The sequence below is a fragment of the Paraburkholderia sp. J94 genome, assembly GCF_905220285.1.
Taxonomy (GTDB): domain Bacteria; phylum Pseudomonadota; class Gammaproteobacteria; order Burkholderiales; family Burkholderiaceae; genus Paraburkholderia; species Paraburkholderia tropica_A.
In genome coordinates this window covers 37565-59904 of record NZ_CAJMZH010000006.1, presented here as the reverse complement: position 1 = coordinate 59904, position 22340 = coordinate 37565, and the positions used below count along the sequence as shown (strand labels likewise).

General features: G+C 65.7%; 16 protein-coding genes and 3 tRNA genes. 7 read left to right on the top strand and 12 right to left on the bottom strand.

The annotated features are described in order from the left end of the window. Positions 1–23: 23 nt before the first annotated feature. Together U4Y88_RS13890 and pgi are read left to right on the top strand one after the other, a co-directional pair. Positions 24–1670: an NAD(P)H-hydrate dehydratase gene (locus U4Y88_RS13890; protein WP_321784940.1), complete on the top strand. Its 1647-nt coding sequence runs from the start codon at positions 24–26 to the stop codon at positions 1668–1670. Between the two features lie 327 nt (positions 1671–1997). Beyond that, a complete protein-coding gene (gene pgi, locus U4Y88_RS13885; RefSeq protein ID WP_321784585.1) occupies positions 1998–3617 on the top strand; it encodes a glucose-6-phosphate isomerase in 1620 nt (539 codons plus the stop codon). 100 nt (positions 3618–3717) lie between these two features. Here the strand turns inward: pgi and U4Y88_RS13880 are convergent, their stop codons facing one another. Continuing rightward, positions 3718–4449: an ABC transporter ATP-binding protein gene (locus tag U4Y88_RS13880; protein WP_415774440.1), complete on the bottom strand. Its 732-nt coding sequence runs from the start codon at positions 4447–4449 to the stop codon at positions 3718–3720. Between the two features lie 129 nt (positions 4450–4578). Here U4Y88_RS13880 and U4Y88_RS13875 point away from each other — a divergent pair, with 129 nt between their 5' ends. Both U4Y88_RS13875 and U4Y88_RS13870 read left to right on the top strand, forming a co-directional pair. Next, entirely contained in the window at positions 4579–5250 is a 672-nt protein-coding gene (locus U4Y88_RS13875) for an arylesterase (RefSeq protein ID WP_321784581.1), read from the top strand. 114 nt (positions 5251–5364) lie between these two features. Further along, a complete protein-coding gene (locus U4Y88_RS13870; RefSeq protein ID WP_224007590.1) occupies positions 5365–5712 on the top strand; it encodes a hypothetical protein in 348 nt (115 codons plus the stop codon). Between the two features lie 123 nt (positions 5713–5835). Here the strand turns inward: U4Y88_RS13870 and U4Y88_RS13865 are convergent, their stop codons facing one another. The 8 genes from U4Y88_RS13865 to tig form a co-directional block, all read right to left on the bottom strand. Then, complete coding sequence (locus tag U4Y88_RS13865; protein ID WP_321784579.1) at positions 5836–7779, bottom strand: SurA N-terminal domain-containing protein; 1944 nt, start codon at positions 7777–7779, stop codon at positions 5836–5838. Positions 7780–7881: 102 nt separating this feature from the next. Continuing rightward, positions 7882–7958, bottom strand: a tRNA-Asp gene (locus U4Y88_RS13860). 79 nt (positions 7959–8037) lie between these two features. Next, positions 8038–8113, bottom strand: a tRNA-Val gene (locus tag U4Y88_RS13855). Positions 8114–8201: 88 nt separating this feature from the next. Then, on the bottom strand, positions 8202–8597 hold the full coding sequence (locus U4Y88_RS13850) for an HU family DNA-binding protein (RefSeq protein WP_321784577.1): 396 nt from the start codon (positions 8595–8597) through the stop codon (positions 8202–8204). A gap of 292 nt (positions 8598–8889) precedes the next feature. Beyond that, positions 8890–11316: an endopeptidase La gene (gene lon, locus U4Y88_RS13845; protein ID WP_224007584.1), complete on the bottom strand. Its 2427-nt coding sequence runs from the start codon at positions 11314–11316 to the stop codon at positions 8890–8892. Positions 11317–11507: 191 nt separating this feature from the next. After that, a complete protein-coding gene (gene clpX, locus U4Y88_RS13840) occupies positions 11508–12779 on the bottom strand; it encodes an ATP-dependent Clp protease ATP-binding subunit ClpX (protein ID WP_224007581.1) in 1272 nt (423 codons plus the stop codon). Positions 12780–13008: 229 nt separating this feature from the next. Continuing rightward, positions 13009–13662 carry an ATP-dependent Clp endopeptidase proteolytic subunit ClpP gene (gene clpP / locus U4Y88_RS13835; RefSeq protein ID WP_065065552.1) on the bottom strand — a complete coding sequence of 218 codons (654 nt, stop codon included), beginning with the start codon at positions 13660–13662 and terminating at the stop codon, positions 13009–13011. A gap of 153 nt (positions 13663–13815) precedes the next feature. Further along, positions 13816–15162: a trigger factor gene (gene tig, locus U4Y88_RS13830; protein WP_224007578.1), complete on the bottom strand. Its 1347-nt coding sequence runs from the start codon at positions 15160–15162 to the stop codon at positions 13816–13818. Positions 15163–15848: 686 nt separating this feature from the next. Between tig and U4Y88_RS13825 the strand changes: the two genes are divergently transcribed. Together U4Y88_RS13825 and U4Y88_RS13820 are read left to right on the top strand one after the other, a co-directional pair. Next, positions 15849–17003 (top strand): glycerate kinase, encoded by a 1155-nt coding sequence (locus tag U4Y88_RS13825; protein ID WP_224007575.1) that lies wholly within the window; start codon positions 15849–15851, stop codon positions 17001–17003. A 312-nt stretch (positions 17004–17315) separates the two neighbouring features. Next, on the top strand, positions 17316–17762 hold the full coding sequence (locus U4Y88_RS13820; RefSeq protein WP_224007573.1) for a MarR family winged helix-turn-helix transcriptional regulator: 447 nt from the start codon (positions 17316–17318) through the stop codon (positions 17760–17762). Between the two features lie 132 nt (positions 17763–17894). Here the strand turns inward: U4Y88_RS13820 and U4Y88_RS13815 are convergent. Further along, a tRNA-Leu gene (locus U4Y88_RS13815) sits at positions 17895–17981 on the bottom strand. A 353-nt stretch (positions 17982–18334) separates the two neighbouring features. On the opposite strand from U4Y88_RS13815, the gene U4Y88_RS13810 reads away from it, so the two are divergent. Next, entirely contained in the window at positions 18335–19177 is an 843-nt protein-coding gene (locus U4Y88_RS13810) for a squalene/phytoene synthase family protein (protein WP_321784575.1), read from the top strand. Between the two features lie 42 nt (positions 19178–19219). Here U4Y88_RS13810 and U4Y88_RS13805 read toward each other — a convergent pair whose 3' ends face one another. Continuing rightward, positions 19220–20449, bottom strand: a complete 1230-nt coding sequence (locus U4Y88_RS13805; protein ID WP_321784573.1) for a DUF1501 domain-containing protein — start codon at positions 20447–20449, stop codon at positions 19220–19222. A gap of 109 nt (positions 20450–20558) precedes the next feature. Further along, the gene (locus U4Y88_RS13800) at positions 20559–22253 is read right to left on the bottom strand and encodes a DUF1800 domain-containing protein (protein ID WP_321784571.1); all 1695 of its coding nucleotides are present in this window, start codon (positions 22251–22253) and stop codon (positions 20559–20561) included. Positions 22254–22340: the final 87 nt, after the last annotated feature.

Genomic DNA, 22340 nt, shown 5'->3' with positions numbered 1-22340 from the left:
GCCTTCCGGCGACGCCCGCCACCATGACCGACGCCACGCCCGCCGCTTCGACCGTTTCGACCGCCTCCACCGCTTCCGTCGCCACCCTCGTCAACCCGCACGACCGCGCCGCGCTGCTCCTCACCGTCGCGCAACTGCGCGCCTGCGAGACCGCCGCGCAAGCCATCGTGCCCCCGCACACGCTGATGGCGCGCGCAGGCGCTGCCGCGGCCCACTTCCTGCTCGAACAGATCGCCCACGCGCCCGCGCCGCTTGGCGCGCAGCCCGTCTGGATCGCGGCGGGTCCGGGCAACAACGGCGGCGATGCGCTCGTGGTCGCGGCGCAGCTCAAACGCGCGGGCGTCGAGGTCGAAGTCTGCATGCCCGTCGACGTGAAACCCGACGACGCGCGCTGGGCGCTCGACACCGCGCGCGCCGCGGGCGTGAAGATCACCGATTCGCCGCCCGCATCGTTCGACGCCTATGGCTGGCTCGTAGACGGCCTGTTCGGCATCGGCCTCGGACGCGCGCTCGACGGCGTCTTCGCGGACCTCGCCGTGCGCCTCGCGGCGCGCGCGCGGCAACGCGGCCACGTGCTCGCGCTCGACGTGCCGAGCGGCCTCGACAGCGACACCGGCAACGTGGTCGGCGACGGCCCGGCCGTGCGCGCGACGCACACCGTCACATTCATCGCGGCGAAGCCGGGGCTCTACACGGGCGCGGGCCGCGACTATGCGGGCGTGGTCAGCGTGGCGCCGATCGCTCTGGCCGATGGCGTCGACTTCGACGCCACCATCGCCCCGCCGCAAGCGCAGCCCCCTGCGCGCCTGAACGCGCCCGCGCTGTTCGCCGACGCCCTGCCCGCGCGCGACAACGCCACGCACAAAGGCACCTTCGGCACGCTCGCGGTGATCGGCGGCGACACCGGCATGTGCGGCGCGCCGATCCTCGCCGCGCGCGCGGCGCTGCTCACGGGCGCGGGCAAGGTTCACGCGGGTTTTCTCGGCAGCGACGCGCCGCCCTACGACGCGCCGCATCCCGAACTGATGCTGCACGCAGCGGCCAGGCTCGCGCTCGACGCGATGGACGCCGTCGCGGCGGGCTGCGGCATGGGCGGCAGCGCGTCGGCGCGTCAACTCGTCGACCAGATCCTGCGCCTGAACGTGCCCGTGCTGCTCGACGCCGATGCGCTCAACCTCGTCGCGCGCGACGAAGCGCTCGCGGCGCGCGTGACCGAACGCGCGCAGGCCGGCGGCGCGCCGTGCGTGCTCACGCCGCATCCGCTCGAAGCGGCGCGTCTGCTGGGCGTCGATACGGCAACTGTGCAGCGCGACCGTCTCGCGTCGGCGCGCGCGCTCGCGCAACGCTTCGCCGCCGTGGCCGTGCTCAAGGGCAGCGGCACGGTGATCGCCGCGCCCGACGGCCGCGTGGCCGTCAACCCGACCGGCAACGCGGGCCTCGCGAGCGGCGGCACCGGCGACGTGCTCGGCGGCCTGATCGGCGCATTGCTCGCGCAGCACCTGCCGCCGTTCGAAGCGGCGCTCGCGGGCGTCTATCTGCACGGACTCGCCGCCGATACGCTCGTCGCGCAAGGCGACGGTCCCGCCGGGCTCACGGCGGGTGAACTCGCGCCGATGGTGCGGCGCTTGCTGAACCGGCGTTTTTATTCGCGCAACCAGACGGCGACTTAACAGACGGCGAACAGACGGCGATTTGAACGCCAACTTGGCCGCCAACTTCACCACCGACCCACGCGCCGAAAGATGGCCGCAAATTTCGCGCACACCTGAACGCTCGCGCGCCGCCACGGCGCGGCACGCCCGCGGCATGCCGTTTGCTAACCTCGCCGGTCGATCGCCGTAGCGCCACGCAGCTTCGCTCAGCCCCGCTATACTGATCCTCCGCGCGCGCCGCTTCCACAGAAGCCGCGCGCCTCCCCGCAGCGCGTGATGCGCGCGTCGGCCCGACCGGCCGATGCCGCCCGCCGCCTTCCATTCGTTTTTCCTCGCTCGACGAACATGACGAATCCGCTCCCCGCCTGGTCCGCGCTACAGACGCACTACGAACAGATCCGCAACGACAAGCTGCGCGACTGGTTCGCGCCCGCCAACGATCCCGCGCCGACTCGCGCCGAACGCTTCACGTATTCGGGCGGCGGGCTCGCCGCCGACTTCTCGAAAAACCGCATCACCGACGTCACGCTGAAGCTGCTCGTGCAGCTCGCGCACGAGGCCGGAGTCGAACAGCGCCGCGACGCGATGTTCGCGGGCGAGATCGTCAACCCGACCGAAGGCCGCGCCGCCCTGCACACCGCGCTGCGCGCCACCGAGCCGAACGCGCCGTTCCACGCGCAGATCCTCGCCGAGAAAGCGAAGATGGCGAAGTTCGCCGACGCCGTGCGCAGCGGCGCCTGGACCGGCTACACCGGCAAGCGCATCCGCCATATCGTGAACATCGGCATCGGCGGCTCGGATCTCGGGCCGAAGATGGTCGTGCACGCGCTCCAGCACCTGGAATCGCCCGAGATCGACTCGCACTTCGTGTCGAACGTCGACGGCGCCGATCTGTGGCGCGCGATCGAGCACATCGACCCGGAAGAAACGCTCGCGATCATCGTCTCGAAGACCTTCACGACGCTCGAAACCATGACCAACGCGCGCTCGATGCGCGACTGGTTCGTGAAGCACGGCTGCCCGGAAAACGCGCTCGCGAAGCATTTCGTCGGCGTCTCGGCGAACCCGACCGAAGTCGTGAAGTTCGGCATCGCCAAGGAAAACGTGTTCGAGATGTGGGACTGGGTCGGCGGCCGCTATTCGCTGTGGTCGGCGGTCGGCCTGTCGATCATGATCGCGATCGGGCCGCAGCAGTTCGATGAACTGCTCGCCGGCGCGCACGACATGGACGAGCACTTCCGCACCGCGCCGATCGAGAAGAACCTGCCGGTGCTGCTCGGCATGATCGGCATCTGGTATCGCAACTTCTTCGGTTCGCAGAGCTATCTCGTCGCTCCGTACTCCGAAGCATTGCATTATCTGCCCTCGTATCTGCAGCAGCTCGAAATGGAGAGCAACGGCAAGCAGGCGCGTCTGGACAGCAAGTTCGTCGATTACGCGACCTCGGCCATCACGTGGGGCGAGCCGGGCACGAACGGCCAGCACGCGTTCTTCCAGATGCTGCATCAGGGCACGACGATCGTGCCGATCGACTTCATCGCCGTGCTCACGCCCGAGCATCCGCTTGCCGATCATCATCCGAAGCTGCTCGCGAACTGCTTCGCGCAGAGCGAGGCGCTGATGCTCGGCCGCACCGAGGAAGAGGCGCGCAAGATCGCCGGGCCGGACAAGCCCGAACTCGTGCCGCACATCATGTTCCCCGGCAACCGTCCGACCACGACGCTGCTCGTCGACGCGCTCACGGCGCGCTCGCTCGGCGCGCTGATCGCGCTCTACGAACACAAGGTGCTGGTGCAGGCCTCGGTGTGGGACATCAATCCGTTCGACCAGTGGGGCGTGGAGCTCGGCAAGATTCTCGGCAAGGTGGTCGAGGCCGACCTCACCGCAGCGGCCGGCGACGTGAAGGCGCACGACTCGTCGACGGCGGCGCTGATCGCGAAAGCGCGTGCCGCGCTCAAGCGTTGATGCACGGATCCGCAAGGATCCGCATTGATTCGTCGATGCCATGAAAAAAGGCGTGCGCGGTGCAAACCGGCACGCCTTTTTGTTTGATCGCCGCCCCGCTTTATCGCCCCGCTTCGACGCGGCTCGCCTCGTGCGCGGCATGCGCCCCATCGGTCACGCGATGACCTGCCTCGATCGTGACGATCGAATCGCAGCGCTTTGCCAGATCGATATCGTGTGTGACGAGTACGAGCGTCGCGCCGTTCGCGCGGTTCAGCTCGAACATCAGGTCGATGACGGCGTGGCCCGTGGCGGCGTCGAGGCTGCCGGTGGGTTCGTCGGCGAACAGCACGGCCGGATGCGTGACGAACGCGCGCGCCAGCGCCACGCGCTGCTGCTCGCCGCCCGACAGCAGCTTCGGATAATGCGAGGTGCGCTGACCGAGCCCCACGCGTTCGAGCAAGGCGCGCGCGCGGGCGAACGCCTCGCGTGTGCTCAGGCCGCCCTGCAATTCGAGCGGCAGCGCGACGTTTTCGAGCGCGGTGAGATGCGGCATCAGCTGAAACGACTGAAACACGAAACCGACCGAGCCGTTGCGCAGCGCCGCGCGCTGATCTTCGGCCATACCGGTAAGCTCATGTCCGAGCAGACGAACCGAGCCCGCGCTCGCGCTGTCCAACCCGGCCAGCAAGCCGAGCAAGGTGGACTTGCCCGAACCCGAGGCGCCGACGATCGCCACGCTGCCGCCCGCGTGCACCGTGAGGTCGATGCCGTCGAGGATTGTGAGTTCGCCGGTCGCGTCGGTGACGCGTTTGCACAGGCCCCGTACTTCGATGACTGGATCGCTATTCATTCGCACATGATGAAGCCAAGATTAGCTGTCAGAACAAGGCGCAGCGCACCGCGCGCCGCCCGCACCCTGCTTCCCGCGCTCCGCGCCCGCGCCGTGGCGCTCGCGGTGTCGTGCGGCGCTGCATTCGGCATGTCGTTCGGCGTTTCGCTGGGCGCGCTCGCGCTGCCCGGCGTCGTGAGCGACGCGCATGCCGCAACTTCAAACGCAACTTCAACCGCCACGCAGCCCGCCGCGGCCAAACCCGTGATCGCCGTGCTCGGCGACAGCCTGTCCGCCGAATACGGCCTGCCGCGCGACACCGGCTGGGTCGCGCTGCTGCGTCAGCGCCTCGCGAGTGAGCGAATCGATTATAGCGTCGCGAATGCGAGCATCAGCGGCGACACGACCAGCGGCGGGCTCGCGCGCCTGCCGCTCGTGCTGCAGCGCATGAAACCGTCCGTCGTCGTGATCGAGCTCGGCGCCAACGACGCGCTGCGCGGCGTACCGCTCGCCACCACGGAAAGCAATCTGCGCGCCATTGTCGCCGCGGTGCGCAAGAGCCACGCCAGGCCCGTGCTCGTGGGCATGTACGTGCCGCCGAATTACGGACCCGACTACACTCAGCAATTCCACGGCGTGTACGGCAAGTTGTCGAAAGAGCTGAACGTGCCGCTGGTGCCGTTCCTGCTCGCCGGACTCGCCGACAAACCCGAGCTGTTCCAGTCCGACCAGCTGCATCCGACCCAGCAGGCACAGCCCTTGCTGCTCGACAACGTGTGGCCGACGCTCAAGCCGCTACTCGGCGGCGGCGCGCAGCGCTGACAAGCGCGGCACCCGCGTTTTCACGAGCATGCGCGTCGCGTGCCGGGTCACATCTTTGCGCCAGACGAGCGGCTTCGTCTAACTTTCGAATGACCCTGACTGGAGGGATAAAACGTGAAATATTTACCTCTTATTGTCGTAACGGCAGCCCTTGCCGCCTGCGCCAATCAGCCGATGCCGAGCGGCTCGCAATCGGTCGGCACCAGCCAGCAACCGCCTCAGGCCGTCGCGCAGTGCATCGCGCAAAAGTGGGCCAACAAGTCGCAGCAGCAGGTCGTGTCGCAGAGCGTGCTCGCGAACGACCAGGCGATCGACGTCTACGTGCCGGGCCAGCAGCCGCCTAACGGTGCTGCGGCGACGGTGCGCCCGGCGTGGAACGCCAACGCCAAGACCTGGGTGGGCTTCCGTGCCGGCGGCGGCGCGGGCAGCGACGCCACGGGCGACATCAGCGCCTGTCTCTGACGGGCGGCGCACGCGGCGCGGCGCTTCGCGCCACGTACGCAGCAAAGAAAAAGCCCCGCGAACTTCGCGGGGCTTTTTTGTGTGCGTCTGCGCCTGGGGTCTAACACGAGGCGCGAGGCGAGCTTACTGGCCGTCGCCGTCGCTCTGCTGGCTCGACGCGTTGAGCGAGCCGTAGAGCTTGACCTTCGAACGGTCGCGCAGCGCATCGAGGTAAGCCTGCGTCTGCGACTGACCCGCGACCTGCGCGAGCTGTTGCTGCGCGGCGGCGAGACGGTTGCCGTCGGCGGCCGCGCCGTTCGTCACGCTGTTCACGCGATAGATCGCGTAGCCCTGCGCGCCGAGGTCGACGCCCACGTAGGCGGGCAGCTTCTGCGCATCGGCCTTGAACACGGCCGACAGTGCGGTGGGCGGCAGGCCTTGCGCGTCGTTGCGCGACACCTTCAGCGCCGACGAGAAACCATCGGTCGACTTCGACTTCTGCAGGTCGGCGAGCTTCGCTTCGCCGTCCTTGCGCGCCATGTCGGCAGCCTGCTGCGCGACCACCTTCTGACGCACGGCATCCTTGATCGACGCGAATGCGGGCACCGCGGCTGCCTTGAAGTCGGTCACGCGCGCCGAGATCAGCGTGCTGTTGCCGACGTCGACTGCCTGCGTGTTGTTGTGCTGCTCAACCGAATCGGTCGCGAACACGGCGTCGAGGAACTTCTTGTTGTTCAGCGGGCTGTCCGGCGGCAGCGTGGCGTTCGGCTGCGGCGTGACCGTGGCGGTCTGGATCGTCAGCTTGTACTTGTCGGCGGCCGGTTGCAGGCTCTTGGACTTCTCGTACACCAGCGAGGTGAAGCCGTCGTTCGCGTCGGCGAGCAGCTTGGCGGCTTGCTGCGCCTTCACGTCGTTGGCGATCTGCGCCTTCACGTCGTCGAACAGCTTCGTGACCGACGGCTTGATGTCCGTGACCTTGACGATGTGATAGCCGAAGTCCGACTGGATCACATCGCTGATTTCGTCCTTCTTGAGCTTGAAGACCGCGTCGTCGAACGCCTGGCCACCCGCGATCATGCCCGGACCGAAGTAGCCGAGATCGCCACCCTTCGACGCCGAACCCGGATCCTGCGAATCCTTCTGCGCAAGCTGCGCGAACTGGTCGGGATGCGCCTTCACTTCGGCGAGAATCTGCTCGGCCTTCTGCTTCGCGGCAGCGCGGTCAGCTGCGCTCGCATCCTTCGCCACCGTGATCAGGATGTGGCTCGCGCGCACTTCTTCCTGGCTCTTGTAGCGAGCGATGTTGTCGTCGTAGTACTTCTTGAGGTCGGCATCGGTCGGCTGAACCGAAGCCGCGACCGTCGCCGCCGACAGCACCAGATACTGAATCTGCGCCGTAGCCGGCGTGGCGAAGTCGGTCTTGTGCGCGTCGTAGTACGCCTGCAACTGCGCGTCGGTCGGCTGGACCTTCGCGATGTAGTCGTTCGCGCGGAACGCGAGACCCTGCACGTCGCGCTGCTGCTCAGACAGCTCGGTGAGCTGCTGCGCGAGCGCCTTCGGCGTGAACGCGCTGTTGATCAGCGCGGCGGGCAGCTGTTGCATCGCCATGCTGTAGCGCACGCGCTCGTCGTATTGCTCGGGCGTCATGCCCTGCATCGCGAGCAGTTGCTTGTACTTGTCGAGGTCGATCGAGCCGTCGGGATTCTTCAGCGACGAGATGATCGGATCGGCGAGCAGCGTGCGGCGCACGGCGTCGTCGGAAGCGGTGAGATGCAGACGCTGGACTTCGTCCTGCAGCACGCGTTGCTGGATCAGACCATCGAGAATGTCCTTGCGATGCTGCGGCGTGTCGAACACGCTCGCGTCGAATTGCGCGCCCATGACCTGGCGCGCCTGGTCGAGTTGCTGACGCGACGCGTTGTCGTACTCGACGCGCGTGATCTTGTGACCGTTGACGCTCGCGACATTCGCGCTTTCGTCAAAAAAGCCGCGGAAACCTTGAATGCCGACGAAGCCGAGCCCTGGCAGGATCACCAGGAGCAGCATGAACATCATCAGCCGTTTGTGATTGCGGAAAAAGTCGAGCATGCGTGACCAAGCGTTGGAGAGCGCCAAAAAACAGAACGCCCGATATTACAACAGCGGCCAACAAAAAAGGCGAACCGGAGTTCGCCTTCTTGCTGAGATGTCTGGCGGAGCGGACGGGACTCGAACCCGCGACCCCCGGCGTGACAGGCCGGTATTCTAACCAACTGAACTACCGCTCCATGCGGTTTGCTGCGTGCGCCGTGTCGCCTGCGGTGGTTTCGAGCGCTTTTGCGCTGCGGCGCGGTTCGTATGAAACTGTGGTGGGTGCTGAGAGGCTCGAACTCCCGACCTACGCCTTGTAAGGGCGCCGCTCTACCAACTGAGCTAAGCACCCAGCTTCATACGCCGACTGCCGAAAACCCGCTAAAAACTGCGGCGGCACTGCGACTTTTGCTGCGCTGCTTCATCAAGCAGCGAGCCCGCTAGTTTAGCGCATCTTTGAGCGCTTTACCAGGCCTGAATTTCGGGACTTTGGCAGCCTTGATCTTGATGGCGTCGCCGGTGCGCGGATTGCGGCCCGTGCGTGCCGTGCGCTTGCTGACCGCAAACGTGCCGAAACCGACCAGCGTGACCGACCCACCCTTCTTCAGCGTGCCTTTGACGCCGCCGATCACAGCGTCGAGCGCGCGTCCCGCCGCCGCTTTCGAGATGTCGGCTTGCTGCGCGATATGGTCGATCAATTCCGTTTTATTCATTCCAGCCCCCGAGAATGTGTTGGGCAATCGTGATGGCGCGCGCCATGAACCACGCCGGCGCCGCGCCGGGAAGACATCAACTTTGTTCGATAACGACTCCGGTCTGCGCCGGAGCCCGCTCATTTAACGAGGCCGAAAGACCCGTGTCAAGCGGGGTTCCGCCCGATACCGCCCGCTTGCACGCGGCTTTCGAAGGCCGATGAAAGGCTGGCGTGCAGGCTTGTTCAAAGACCGATTCGAAGATACGCCGGCAAGCTCGCGCGCCACGCGCGCAAGCGGTTGCAAGCTCAACGATCCTTTCGGCGCGCGCAATAAAAAACCCGCGGACCAGGCCGCGGGTTTTTTGAAGGGTGCTACGTAGATGCTACGAAATGACGCTGATGAAGACGCGTATTAAGTCGCGTAGTTAAGCCGCTTAATGCTTCACGACTTCGCTAGCCGCGTCTTTCGACTCGGCAACGGGCGACTTCGCGTCTTCGGCGGGCTTGGCCTCGTCTTCCGGCAGCGGCTGCGGCACGCGTTCGAGCGCGAGTTCGAGTACCTTGTCGATCCAGCGGACCGGCACGATTTCGATGGCGTTCTTCACGTTGTCCGGGATCTCGGTGAGATCCTTGACGTTCTCTTCCGGGATCAGCACGAGCTTGATGCCACCGCGATGCGCCGCGAGCAGCTTCTCCTTCAGCCCGCCGATCGGCAGCACTTCGCCGCGCAGCGTGATCTCGCCCGTCATCGCAACGTCAGCACGCACCGGAATGCCCGTGAGCACCGACACCAGCGCCGTCGTCATCGCGCCGCCCGCGGACGGACCGTCCTTCGGCGTCGCGCCTTCGGGCACGTGAATGTGGATGTCCTGCTTCTCGAACGCTTCGTCCTTGATGCCAAGACGACGCGAACGCGAACGCACCACCGAACGTGCCGCTTCGACCGATTCCTTCATCACGTCGCCGAGCGAACCCGTACGGATCACGTTGCCCTTGCCGGGCATGACCGCCGCTTCGATCGTCAGCAGATCGCCGCCGACTTCCGTCCACGCGAGACCCGTGACCTGACCGACCTGGTTTTCCTTCGCAGCCAGACCGAAGTCGTACTTGCGCACGCCAAGGAAAGTGTCGAGGTTGGCGCTGTCCACCGTGACGGCCTTGTCGGCCTTCTTCAGCAGCAGCATCTTCACGACCTTGCGGCAGATCTTCGACACTTCGCGCTCGAGCGAACGCACGCCCGCTTCACGCGTGTAGTAGCGAATGATGTCGCGGATCGCGCCTTCGGTCACTTCGATCTCGGTCGGCTTCAGCCCGTTGTTCTTCTTCTGCTTCGGCAGGAGATAACGCTGGGCGATGCTGACCTTCTCGTCTTCCGTGTAACCCGAGAGACGGATGACTTCCATCCGGTCGAGCAGCGGCGGCGGGATGTTCAGCGAGTTCGACGTGGCGACGAACATCACATCGGAGAGATCGAAATCGACTTCGATGTAGTGGTCGGCGAACGTGTGGTTCTGTTCCGGGTCCAGCACTTCGAGCAGCGCCGACGACGGATCGCCGCGGAAATCCATGCCCATCTTGTCGACTTCGTCGAGCAGGAAAAGCGGATTGCGCACGCCGACCTTGGTCAGGCTTTGCAGAATCTTGCCGGGCATCGAGCCGATGTACGTACGACGGTGGCCGCGAATTTCGGCTTCGTCACGCACGCCGCCCAGCGCCATACGCACGAACTTGCGGTTCGTTGCGCGCGCAATCGACTGCCCGAGCGAGGTCTTGCCGACGCCCGGAGGCCCGACGAGGCACAGGATCGGCGCCTTGACCTTGTCCACGCGCTGTTGGACCGCGAGATACTCGAGAATGCGTTCCTTCACTTTCTCGAGACCGAAGTGGTCTTCGTCGAGCACCGACTCGGCGTTCGAGAGGTCGTTGTTGACCTTGCTCTTCTTGCGCCACGGCAGGCCGATCAGCGTGTCGATGTAGTTGCGCACGACGGTGGCTTCCGCCGACATCGGCGACATCAGCTTGAGCTTCTTCAGCTCGGCGTCGGCCTTCTTCTTGGCTTCCTTCGGCATGCGCGCGGCGGTGATGCGCTTCTCGAGTTCTTCGAGATCGGCACCTTCTTCGCCTTCGCCCAGTTCCTTCTGGATGGCCTTGACCTGCTCGTTCAGGTAGTACTCGCGCTGGCTCTTTTCCATCTGGCGCTTGACGCGGCCACGGATGCGCTTTTCGACCTGGAGGATGTCGATTTCCGCTTCGAGCTGGGCGAGCAGATGCTCAAGACGCTCCACGACCGGGAACATCTCGAGGATGTGCTGCTTCTGGTCGAGCTTGAGCGGCAGGTGCGCGGCGATCGTGTCAGCAAGACGACCGGCCTCGTCGATACCCGACAGCGAGGTCAGGATCTCCGGCGGGATCTTCTTGTTGAGCTTCACGTACTGATCGAACTGCGAGACGATCGCACGGCGCAGCGCTTCGGTTTCGGCGCTGTCCGCGTGGTCGGGCTCGAGCGGCATGACTTCGCACGAGAACTGCGTTTCCTGCTCTTCGATCGAGAGCGTCTTCGCGCGCTGCAGGCCTTCCACGAGCACCTTCACGGTGCCGTCGGGCAGCTTGAGCATTTGCAGGATGTTCGCGATACATCCCACTTCGTACATGTCTTTTTCGGTCGGCTCATCCTTCGCAGCGGTCTTCTGGGCGACGAGCATGATGTGCTTGCCGCCTTCCATCGCCGCTTCGAGGGCCTTGATCGACTTCGGCCGGCCCACGAAAAGGGGAATCACCATATGCGGGAAGACTACGACGTCTCGCAGCGGGAGCAGCGGGAGCGTGGTGCGTTCCGGCGGGAGGAGTTGGGTTCCTGACATTTCATTTCCCCATGAGTGGAATCAATTCGTTCGGTAAGTGAGGCCTGATAAGACGATTACAAGCCTCTCGCGTGTGGGAAAAGTTCAGTGACTCCAAAAAAGTGCGCCATCGACCACAAGTGAAACGAAAAAGCCGTTCATCCCATTGTATGAACGGCTTTTTCCAGGAACTCTTTAGCCGATCACCACCATCAGTTCGACCCTGAAACCTTCGGAGCGTCTTCGTAGATCAAAAGCGGCTTACCGTCGCCGTCGATCACGTTGTCGTCGATGATCACCTTGCTCACGCCCTTCATGGTCGGCAGCTCGTACATGACGTCGAGCAATGCCTGTTCAAGAATGGATCGCAAGCCCCGCGCCCCGGTCTTGCGGCGGATCGCCTTGCGGGCGACAGCCTGCAGCGCAGCCGGGCGAATCTCCAGTTCCACGCGCTCCATGTTGAAGAGCTTGTGATACTGCTTGACGAGCGCGTTTTTCGGCTCGACGAGGATCTTCATGAGCGCCGCTTCATCGAGCTTGCCGAGCGTGGCGACCACCGGCAGACGGCCGATCAGTTCGGGAATCAGACCGAACTTGATCAGGTCTTCCGGTTCCGTCTCGCGCAGCACTTCGCCCGTGTCGCGTTCCTGCTTGCTCTTCACGCTCGCGCCGAAACCGATGCCGGTTTTCTCGGTGCGATCCGTGATGACTTTTTCGAGGCCGTCGAACGCGCCGCCGCAGATGAACAGGATGTTGGTCGTGTCGACCTGGATGAAGTCCTGATTCGGGTGCTTGCGGCCGCCCTGCGGGGGCACCGACGCCATCGTGCCTTCGACGAGCTTGAGCAGCGCCTGCTGCACGCCCTCGCCCGACACGTCGCGCGTGATCGACGGGTTGTCCGACTTGCGGCTGATCTTGTCGATTTCGTCGATGTAGACGATGCCGCGCTGAGCCTTGTCGACCTCGTAATTGCAGTTCTGCAGCAGCTTCTGGATGATGTTCTCGACGTCTTCGCCCACGTAACCGGCTTCGGTCAGCGTGGTGGCGTCGGCGATCACGAACGGCACGTTCAGAAGGCGCGCGAGCGTCTGCGCGAGCAGCGTCTTGCCCGAACCCGTGGGGCCGATCAGCAGGATGTTGCTCTTGGAGAGTTCGACTTCGTCTTTCTTGTCGAGATGTTTGAGACGCTTGTAGTGGTTGTACACCGCCACCGCAAGGATCTTCTTCGCGCGTTCCTGCCCGATCACGTACTGGTCGAGGATGTCGCGGATTTCCTGCGGGCTCGGCAGGTCCGAGCGCGACAGCGCCGCGTCGACGCCCGCACCGGCGGCCTCGTCGCGAATGATCTCGTTGCACAGGTCGATACATTCATCGCAGATGAACACCGACGGGCCAGCGATCAGTTTCTTGACCTCGTGCTGGCTTTTGCCGCAAAACGAGCAATACAACAGCTTCTCGCTGTTAGAACCTTTTTTGTCCGCCATGGATAGATGAGCCTCCGGACACTCTGTTACATGATACGCCGTTTCCCCCGGCTTGCCGGGAGACGCGTGAACCGCTTGCTGTGACGGCGTTGGGGCCGCAGGCCGCGAAGCGCGTTTGCCGATTATTTCACAGGCTCCGGGCGGTCGTGCCTATCCCCTTTTTTACGGGGGTGGCACGCCGCCCGGGCACCCGATTTGCACCATTCAGGCGCCTGGAACGCGTACCGGATCAGGGACGCTTGTGCAGGACCTGATCGACCAGACCATAGGCTTGCGCGTCGTCGCCGGACATGAAGTTGTCGCGGTCGGTGTCGCGCGCGATGCGCTCGACCGGCTGACCCGTATGGTGCGCGAGCAACTGGTTCAGGCGCTCCTTCAGGTACAGGATTTCGCGCGCCTGGATTTCGATGTCCGACGCCTGGCCGCGTGCGCCGCCGAGCGGCTGGTGAATCATCACGCGCGAGTTCGGCAGCGCGAAGCGCTTGCCCTTCTCGCCCGCTGCCAGCAGGAACGCGCCCATCGAGGCCGCGAGGCCCATGCAAAGGGTCGAAACGTTCGGCTTGATGAACTGCATCGTGTCGTAAATCGCCATGCCGGCCGAGACCGAACCGCCCGGGCTGTTGATGTACAGGCTGATGTCCTTGTCCGGGTTTTCGCTTTCGAGGAACAGCAGCTGGGCGACCACGAGGTTGGCCGTCTGGTCGTTCACTTCACCGACCAGGAACACCACGCGCTCCTTCAGCAGACGCGAGTAGATGTCGTACGAACGCTCGCCGCGGCCGCTCGTCTCCACGACGATCGGCACGAGCCCGAGCGCCTGCGGATCGAAATCCCGCGAAGCCTGGGAGGTCAGCGTGTCCAGCGATTGAGCGCGAAAAGTCATGCGGTGCATCCTTGTCTGGAAGAGAGTTGTTCTGGTATGGCGACGGACCCCGCATAAATCAACCACACGGCCAGCATGGCTAAATTCAGCGGATACAAAAACGGCGTGCTGGCCGTCGGTCGCTCCGACAGCCGGCACGCCGTGCGGGCAGACTTAAGCCTGCGCCGTCGCGCTTGCCAGTTCTTCGAAGCTGACTTGCTTGTCCGTTACCTTGGCCTTGCCGATCACGAAGTCGACGACGTTCGATTCGACGACGTACGCTTCCATTTCGGCCAGACGTTGCTGGTTCGAATAATACCAGCGCACGACTTCCTTCGGGTCTTCGTAGCTTTTCGCGAATTCGTCGACTTCAGCGCGGATCTGTTCCGGCTTCGCTTCGAGACCGTTGGCCTTGACCAGCTCGGCCAGAACGAGGCCCAGCTTGACGCGGCGCTCGGCTTGTTCCTTGAACATTTCGGCCGGGATCGGTGCGTCCTTGGCGTTCGGCACGCCACGTTGCGCCAGGTCGGCACGCGCCATTTCGACGAGACGCTGCTGGTCTTGTTCGATCAGCGCGTTCGGCACGTCGAGTTCGGCGATCTTCAGCAGCGCGTCCATCACCTGGTTCTTGACGATCGACTGCGTGCGGCGCTTCGCTTCACGCTCGAGGTTGTCCTTGATTTCGGCGCGCATCTTCACGAGGTCGCCGTCGGCGATGCCGAGCGACTTGGCGAATTCGCCGTCGATTTCCGGCAGGTGCGCCCACTCGATCAGCTGCATCGTGATCGTGAACTTGGCCGTCTTGCCGGCGACTTCCTTGCCGTGATAGTCCTCGGGGAACGCGAGGTCGAATTCGCGCGACTCACCCTTCTTCAGGCCGATGGCGGCCTTTTCGAATTCCGGCAGCATGCGGCCTTCGCCGAGCACGAACGCGAAACCTTCCGCGGTGCCGCCCGGGAATGCGACGTCGTCGATCTTGCCGACGAAGTCGACCGTCACGCGATCGCCTTCCTTGGCTGCGGTGTCGGCGCCGCCGTCACCATGCTCGCCCGCTTCGCCGCGTGCGTGGAAGTGCACGCGCTGCTTGCGCAGGATGTCGAGCGTGCGGTCGATTTCAGCGTCGCTGATGGTCGTGGTCGTGCGCTCGATTTCGGCCGTGCCGACGTCGCCGAGCTTGACTTCCGGGTAGACCTCGAAGGTCGCGTCGAATGCGTAGTCGCCTTCAGCGGCCTCCGCCTTCGGGGCGAAGCTCGGCTGGCCCGCGACGCGCAGGTTTTCCGCGCGGCTGATGTCGAAGAATTCCTTGCCGACCTTGTCGCTCAGAACTTCGGCTTCCACCTGGCCCGAGTACTGCTGCGTGACCATCTTCAGCGGCACCTTGCCCGGGCGGAAACCCGGCATGCGCACGTTCTTTGCCAGTTGGCGGATGCGCGAATCGACTTCTTTCTGCACGGCGTCCTTCGGCAGGGAAATCGTCACGCGGCGTTCGAGCTTGCCGAGGTTTTCAACAGCGTTAGCCATGGCTTCAATCGTCCTAAAATTGTTCGAGCGTATCAGTAATCTTTGCTGCCGCAGTTCGATGGGAAAGCCCGCATCGCCTGCGTCTCGCTAGTGCCTCGTCGGCGCCGCCTGCCGGCTTCGATCGCGACCGTGCGGTCGCGCCCAAGGCCGGCGGGCGCATTCCATGACGCCTCTCGCCGCAGACCGCCGCGCCGCCCGCGCATCACGCATCGATGCGTTGGAGCGGGCGCTTCGCGGACGCTGCCGGCTGGGCGGCGCCCTTTCCTGGAGCCGCGAGACCCGGCCCGGCCAGATCAGCCGGTGAAGGCCGAAACGGACGGTTTGCCGTGCGGTTCCGTCAAAAGAGCCAAGTATTTTAGCAAACTATTTCCCCACTCAAATGGAATTGCCGTTCGGGACGCCAAAACGGCATCTTTCCGTGTGAAATTTGCGGGTTTTCGTGCCGGAATCGCCCTGCGGGGACGCGATCGGGCGCGGCGTGCAGCGAGGCTTTCGGCCTGTAAGCGCCCCGAAGCTCGCGCGAGCACACGCAAGCGCGTCCGCCCGCGACGCCCGCGCGTTGCACGCGCGATCCACGCTATCGCGGCGCGGGTATCCAGCGCCCCGCCCCGCACTGTTAAGCTAACGCTCGCGCCGGACGCCCCGCCGGATGCAGCCGCCATCCCAACTCTTCCAGTCGAGACACCATGTCCAACCCGTCGTTTGACGCACCCGTCGTCGTGATTGCTCCAGATTCCTTCAAAGGCTCGCTGAGCGCGGACGGGGTCGCCGCCGCCATCGCCGAAGGCATTCGCCGCGCCCGGGCGGACGCCGAAATCCGCATATGCCCGATGGCCGACGGCGGCGAAGGCACGCTCGACGCCATGCTCAGCGTGGGCGGCGAGCGCCGCATCCTCAATGTCGAAGGCGCCGCGCTCGCGCGCCGCGACGCCACGGTCGGCCTGCTGCACGACGGCAGCGCGATCGTCGAGACCGCCGAAATCGTCGGCATCACCGATCCGGTCGGCATGGGCGTGCCGGTCGCCGCGCGCAGCACGCGCGGCATGGGCGAAGCGATCCGCGCGCTGCTCGACGAAGGCGTGCGGCGCTTCTACGTGGCGCTCGGCGGCAGCAGCACCAACGACGGCGGCGCGGGGCTGCTCGCGGGCCTCGGCCTGCAACTCTTCGATGCGGCCGACAACGCGCTCGCGCCCACGCCCGAAGCGCTCACGCGCGTCGCGCGCGTGGATGTATCGGGGCTCGATGCGCGCCTCGCCGAAGCCAGCTTCGTGGCGATGTCCGATGTCGACAATCCGCTCACCGGCGAGCACGGCGCGACCGCCGTGTTCGGCCCGCAAAAAGGCGTGACGCCCGCCGAAGTCGCGCCGATCGACGCCGCGCTCGGCCGTTTCGCCGATCTGCTCGAAGCCGCGCTCGGCCGCACCGCGCGCGATGAAGCGGGCGCGGGCGCCGCGGGCGGCCTCGGTTTCGCGCTGCGCATGCTGGGCGCGAGCTTCGAGCCGGGCGCGGAAGTCGTCGCGCGCACCATCGGCCTCGATCAGGCGCTCGCGGGCGCGCACTGGCTCATCACCGGCGAAGGCCGCTCGGACGTGCAGACGCTGCACGGCAAGGCGCCCTTCATCGCCTGTCGCCACGCCCAGGCTGCGGGCGTGCCGGCGTCGCTGCTGTCGGGCGCCGTCGACCCGGCCGCGCTGCCGCGTCTGGCCGAGCACTTCAGCGGCTGCTTCTCGCCCGCGCCCGGCCCGATCACGCTCGAAACGGCGATTCGCGACGCCGCCGCGCTGCTCGCGAACGAAGCCGAACAGCTCACGCGCCTCAAGTACGGCGCCTCGCGCGCCTGATCGCCCTTACGCGCAGATGAACTTTCGCGCGCAACGAATCGTGCCCGGCTTGTGGGTTCGTTGCGTGCGGGTTCGTCGCGCGTGAAACGTGCGCAAACGGACGCAAACGGGCCGGCAAACCCACTTGAATAGTCAGACGTTTTCGTCCGCAAACGCGCCGCGTTTTCGCAGTAAGCGATTAATAGATTCGTACGCCCGTTGAAGATCGGCTTACGAGGGTTCGTGCGCGTTGACCCGAGCGCTCGTTGAGGCAACAATCATGATCAACGCGACATGATCGCGCATACCTCACGCGACCAGACCAGGACGACCATGAAGGCAAGCAAAGCCGGACTCGAACAATTTTTGACCTATCGGCTCCATGTCCTGAACAAGCTCTCCGAACGCGGCGCAAGCGAGCGCTACCAGGCGAAGCTCGGCATCACCCTGCCCGAAGCGCGCCTCATCGCTGCCGTCGGCGCATTCGGCCCGTTTTCAGTGATGGAGCTGGCGCGCCACGCGAATCTCGACAAGAGCCAGGCCAGCCGCGCCGCCGAAGCGCTGATGCGCCGCGGCCTCATGCAGCGCGACGCCAGCGAGGAAGACGGACGCCTCGTGCTCGTCTCGCTCACGACCGAAGGCCGCGCGCTCTACCGCAAGGTCATGCCCATCGCGCGCAAGTGGAACACGGACCTGTTCGCCTGCCTCGAAGAGAAGGAGCGCGAGCTGCTCAACCGCGCGCTGGAGAAGGTCATCGCGGCGGCCCAGGAAGATCTCTGATCCGGGCTACGCGATAAACGAATCAGATGGTCGATGCGTCGACCGTCGAGGCGGGTTTTTGCGGCGCGCGATTCAAGAATCGCCGCGCAAGAAAAAAGGCCACGTACCGTTGAGGTACGTGGCCTTTGTCTTTGGTGCGTGAGGCCGGACTCGAACCGGCACACCCTTGCGGGCGTCAGGACCTAAACCTGGTGCGTCTACCAATTTCGCCACTCACGCGAATGCTGCTGGCGAGACCGCCGCGAGTGGGAACGAACCGGAACCATCGCGTGCATCGTATGCTATACGGACCTGCCTGGGCGCGCCGCGCAGCCGGATAACCCGCCGCGAACGCGCAAGCGCGAGATTCTAACCGATTGAATTGCGCTTGTCTGCATCTTGAGAGACGACGCCGATCGCGCCCTTGCATCGCCCTCGATCCGCATGTCGAGCCGTGTGCCGGATGCGTGCGCGGCCCGAAAAACAGGCCGGTGCTAGAATCGCCGCTCCGCGGCTCTTTGCCCCACCGCTGGCCCCGCTGATCGCTTCAGCCGGGCCGCGACCGCGCCGCGCCTCCCCACGCCCCGAACGCCGTGAATTTCGACGATTACTGCCTGCAAAAGGCGGCCCCACCCGGATCGAGCACGTACTACGCGCTGCGCCAGGCGAGCGCCGCGCGCCAGCCGCTCCTTGCCGCCCTGTTCGCGCTGCGCCGCGAACTCGAAGAAACCGCCAAGGAAACGAGCGACCCCACCGTGGGCCGCACGAAACTCGCCTGGTGGCAGAAAGAACTCGCCGCGCTGGCGGCGGGCAATCCCTCGCATCCGGTCACGAAGGCGCTCGCCGCGCATCTCGACGATCCCGCGAGCCACTATCCGCTGCTTCAACAATTGCTGGCCGGCTTCGAGATGGACTTCGAGCAGGCCCGTTATCTCGACATGCCGAATCTGCGCCGCTATATCGACGGCGTGGGCGGCACCTTCGCGACGCTCGTCGCCCAGGCTTGCGCGCGCACGCCGCAGGAGCGCGACGCGGCGGCCAACTGGGCCGCGCCGCTCGGCCACGCGCTGACGCTCGCGCAGTTCGTGCCCGAGATCGGTAACGACGCACGCCATGGCCGCATCTACGTGCCGATCGACGAATTGCAGCGCTACAACGTCACCGCCGCCGACCTGATCAACCGCCGCTACAGCGCCGAATTCACCGAGCTGATGCAGTTCCAGACGGCGCGTGCGCGCGAAGCGCTGAACGCCGCGCTCGACGCGATTCCCACCGCCGAGCGCAAACCGCAGCGCGCGCTGCGCTCGCTCGCCGCGCTGGAACTCGCGCTACTCGATGAAGTGGAACGCGAAGATTTTCAGGTCCTGCATCAGCACATCGCGCTCACGCCGATCCGCAAGCTCTGGGTCGCTTGGCGCGCGGCGCGGCGCGGCTGAAGTACACGCCACGCGGCGCATCGACGAAGCATCGACGAAGGCTCAAGCACGCAACAACGGCAGCGGCTCGAAGCGCTGCTGGAGCACTGCGCTGGCGTCGAGTCCCCACCAGTCGTTCAGCACCGTCGCGTAGATCTGCCGGAAATCGACGGCCACCGGCAGATTGCCGTTGCCGTCCAGCCGCGCGAGCGCGGGCGCTTCGCCATAGAGCCCGCCCGCCACGCGCCCGCCCGCCACGAAATGCGCCGACGCCGTGCCGTGATCGGTGCCACGACTCTGGTTCTCGCGCACGCGCCGCCCGAACTCCGCATACGTGGCGATCAAGGTGCGATCCCAGCGTCCCATTTCGATCAGCGCCGAGCGCATCGCCACCATGCCCGCCGCGAACTGGCGCAACAACTCCGCGTGGCGCTCGGGCTGATTTTCGTGCGTATCGAAACCGTTGAGCGTGAGGCGAATGACGGCGACGCCGTCGCCCTGCACCGGCACACCCTGCGCCGTCTCGCCGGACGCGAGCGCCTGCATCGCGGTCTTCACCGATGCGCCGAACGCCCCTGCCGGGAACGCCGTCTTCAACGCGTAATCGCCGGGCCGCGGCCGCAACTGATCGGCGGCATGCACGATGTCGTTTTCCACGTCGAGAATGTGCGCGAGCGCCGGATTGCGCTCCTTGAGCGCGACCGGCGTGACGAGCCGCGAGGCACGCGCGAACTGCGCCGGATTGACGAGCGCGATGGCGCGCGCGCCGTTCGCTAGCGGACCCATTTCGGCGCTGCCCAGCACCAGGCCGTCGGCGGCGAAACCCTTCGGCACGGGCGTCGTCGCGAATGCGCGCGTGAGCCAGCCTTCGCGCAGATATTGATCGGAGCGCGAAGCCGTGTCCCAGATCTCGATCGAGCGGAAATGCGAGAGATTCGGCTGCGCGTAGCTCACGCCCTGCACGATCGCGAGTTCGTGCTCGCGCCACATCGGCAAAAGCGGCGCGAGCGCCGGATGCAGCGCCGTGCGTTCGTCGAGCTGGATCGCGTCGCCGCGCCGCACGCCGATGGTCGCGCGATAACGCGCATAGAGCGGATCGGCATACGGCACGACGGTGTTCAAGCCATCGTTGCCGCCCTTCAGTTCGACGAGGATCAGCAGATTGTCGTAGCCGCTCGCGCGCCGTTGCGCGGCCGCGCCCGGCGTCTGCGCGCGGGCGTTCTCCGGCAGCCATGACGCCGCGCCTGCCGCCGTTGCCGCGGCGGCCGCCGCCAGGAAATCGCGTCGCTTCATGCCGCGCCTCGCTCGTTGTTGTGTGATGCGTCCTGACGTGCGTCGGTCTGTGCGTCGTTCGTGTTATTCATCGTCCGCCTTCGTTTCGATGCGCCGCTCATGCGAGCGCTCATTTGAGCTGATACACGGGATCCATCAGGAGTGCCTGGAGATACGCCTGCGCACTGCTGCCCGCCGCGATGGCGTCGACGGGCGCGAGCGGCAACACCGCATGCTGCATCTGCAATTGCTGCGAGAGATCGGGCTTCTCGCTCGCCGTCAAACCGTAACGCGCGAGCCAGCCGTCGAGATCGAAACGCATGCCGCCTTGCGCGCGCGGCGGCGCTTTCGCGCTGCCATCGATCGGCGCGCTTGCGGGCAAGCTCGCAGCGGCCTTCGTCATCGAATTCGCCATGCGCGGGCGCGCCGACTCGGTCGCGCGAAACAACTGCTCGACGAACTGCTTGCGCGCGAGCAGCGTCGTACTGTTGATCCATGCCGCGCCGCCTGGCCAGCCCTTCACGTTAGGCGGATAAAACAGTCTCTCGCCGAGCGCCGCCGACGTGCGTGCGAACGGCGCGGTCTCGCCGTAGCTCACATTGAAGCGCCGCACGGTGCCGACAATAAACTCCACCGGCGAGCTGACCAGCACGCCGCGATTGCGCTCGTCCCAGAACGCGGGTGCGAGCAGCAGCGTGCGCAAGGCAGCGGAAATGTCGTAATGACTGGCGCGAAAGCGCGCCGCCGCGTTGTCGAGCTGCGCGGCATCGGGCGTGTCGGAAACGAACTCGCGCCACAGTTTCGCCGTGACGAATTGCGCGGTCTGCGGCTCGCCCAACAGAATGTCGAGCATCGCGTCGCCGTCGAACGTGCCGCTGTGGCCGAGCGCGGTCTTCACGCCGTCGTCGTGCTGCGCGGGCCGCGAGACGAAGCGCCCGGTGTCGGGATCGACGCCCCAGCCCGTGTAAGCGCGCGCCGCTTCGGCCACGTCCTGCTGCGTGTACTGCCCTTCGCCGAGTGTGAACAGCTCCATGACCTCGCGCGCGAAATTCTCGTTCGGCTTGCCCTTGCGATTGCTCGCGCCGTCGAGATACAGCAGCATTGCCGGATCTTTCGCGACCTCGTGCAGCAGCGTCGCGAAACTGCCGAGCGCGTGGCGCCTCAGGAGCGAATTTTGCTGCGCCATCATCTGCGGCTCCGGCACCTTGTCCTGACCCGACGTGAAATGGTTGTGCCAGAACAGCGTCATGCGCTCCGTGAGCGGCGACGGCGTGACGAGCATCTCGCGCATCCACCACGCGCGCAGTTCGTCGTCGTGCTGGCCTCGCGCCCGTTGCGCGTCGCGGCGCTGATCGGGCGTCCAGGCGCGGCGTTCGGCGCGTGTCGGCAATGGCTCGGCGCACCAGGCGGGCAGCGGCGTGACGGCTTCGGTGCGGGCGCTCGCAAGCACACGGTCGACGGCTTGCGCGCGCGTGAGGCCCACGTAAGGCGCGAGGTCGGCGCTGGCCGGCGCGAAGCCCGTGCGGATCAGCAGGTGCCGCGCGTCGTCGGCGTCGAGCAGTGCGGATTCGTCGGACGACGAAGTGGCCGAAGTGGCGGATAAAGCAACCGATGAAGCGGCCGACGTTCCCGCCGACGTGCGGCGATGCGCGCGATGCGCCGGATTGGGCGTCGCTTCTGCGTTTGACTGCGCTGCTGCACGACGCGACCACGCGCCGAACATCGACGCTAATGACAGCGTGAAAAACGCGGCGCGCGGTGACGCGGACGCGCTCGCATCGCTGGCCGCGCGGCGCGGCGGGAACACCGGCAAGAAGCTTTTCATGGCGCCTTGGATTCGAGTGGCGCGCGGCGGCCGGGCTCTCGCCACCGCACACGCGTGCATCGGGTGAATGTACCGGCATAACGGATG

Bases quoted from the DNA above. Each gene is read 5' to 3' on its own strand.
- U4Y88_RS13890 (WP_321784940.1), top strand. From the start codon at position 24: ATGACCGACGCCACGCCCGCCGCTTCGACCGTTTCGACCGCCTCCACC.
- pgi (WP_321784585.1), top strand. From the start codon at position 1,998: ATGACGAATCCGCTCCCCGCCTGGTCCGCGCTACAGACGCACTACGAA.
- U4Y88_RS13880 (WP_415774440.1), bottom strand. From the start codon at position 4,449: ATGAATAGCGATCCAGTCATCGAAGTACGGGGCCTGTGCAAACGCGTC.
- U4Y88_RS13875 (WP_321784581.1), top strand. From the start codon at position 4,579: ATGTCGTTCGGCGTTTCGCTGGGCGCGCTCGCGCTGCCCGGCGTCGTG.
- U4Y88_RS13865 (WP_321784579.1), bottom strand. From the start codon at position 7,779: ATGCTCGACTTTTTCCGCAATCACAAACGGCTGATGATGTTCATGCTG.
- U4Y88_RS13850 (WP_321784577.1), bottom strand. From the start codon at position 8,597: ATGAGCGGGCTCCGGCGCAGACCGGAGTCGTTATCGAACAAAGTTGAT.
- lon (WP_224007584.1), bottom strand. From the start codon at position 11,316: ATGTCAGGAACCCAACTCCTCCCGCCGGAACGCACCACGCTCCCGCTG.
- clpX (WP_224007581.1), bottom strand. From the start codon at position 12,779: ATGGCGGACAAAAAAGGTTCTAACAGCGAGAAGCTGTTGTATTGCTCG.
- clpP (WP_065065552.1), bottom strand. From the start codon at position 13,662: ATGACTTTTCGCGCTCAATCGCTGGACACGCTGACCTCCCAGGCTTCG.
- tig (WP_224007578.1), bottom strand. From the start codon at position 15,162: ATGGCTAACGCTGTTGAAAACCTCGGCAAGCTCGAACGCCGCGTGACG.
- U4Y88_RS13825 (WP_224007575.1), top strand. From the start codon at position 15,849: ATGTCCAACCCGTCGTTTGACGCACCCGTCGTCGTGATTGCTCCAGAT.
- U4Y88_RS13820 (WP_224007573.1), top strand. From the start codon at position 17,316: ATGAAGGCAAGCAAAGCCGGACTCGAACAATTTTTGACCTATCGGCTC.
- U4Y88_RS13805 (WP_321784573.1), bottom strand. From the start codon at position 20,449: ATGAAGCGACGCGATTTCCTGGCGGCGGCCGCCGCGGCAACGGCGGCA.
- U4Y88_RS13800 (WP_321784571.1), bottom strand. From the start codon at position 22,253: ATGAAAAGCTTCTTGCCGGTGTTCCCGCCGCGCCGCGCGGCCAGCGAT.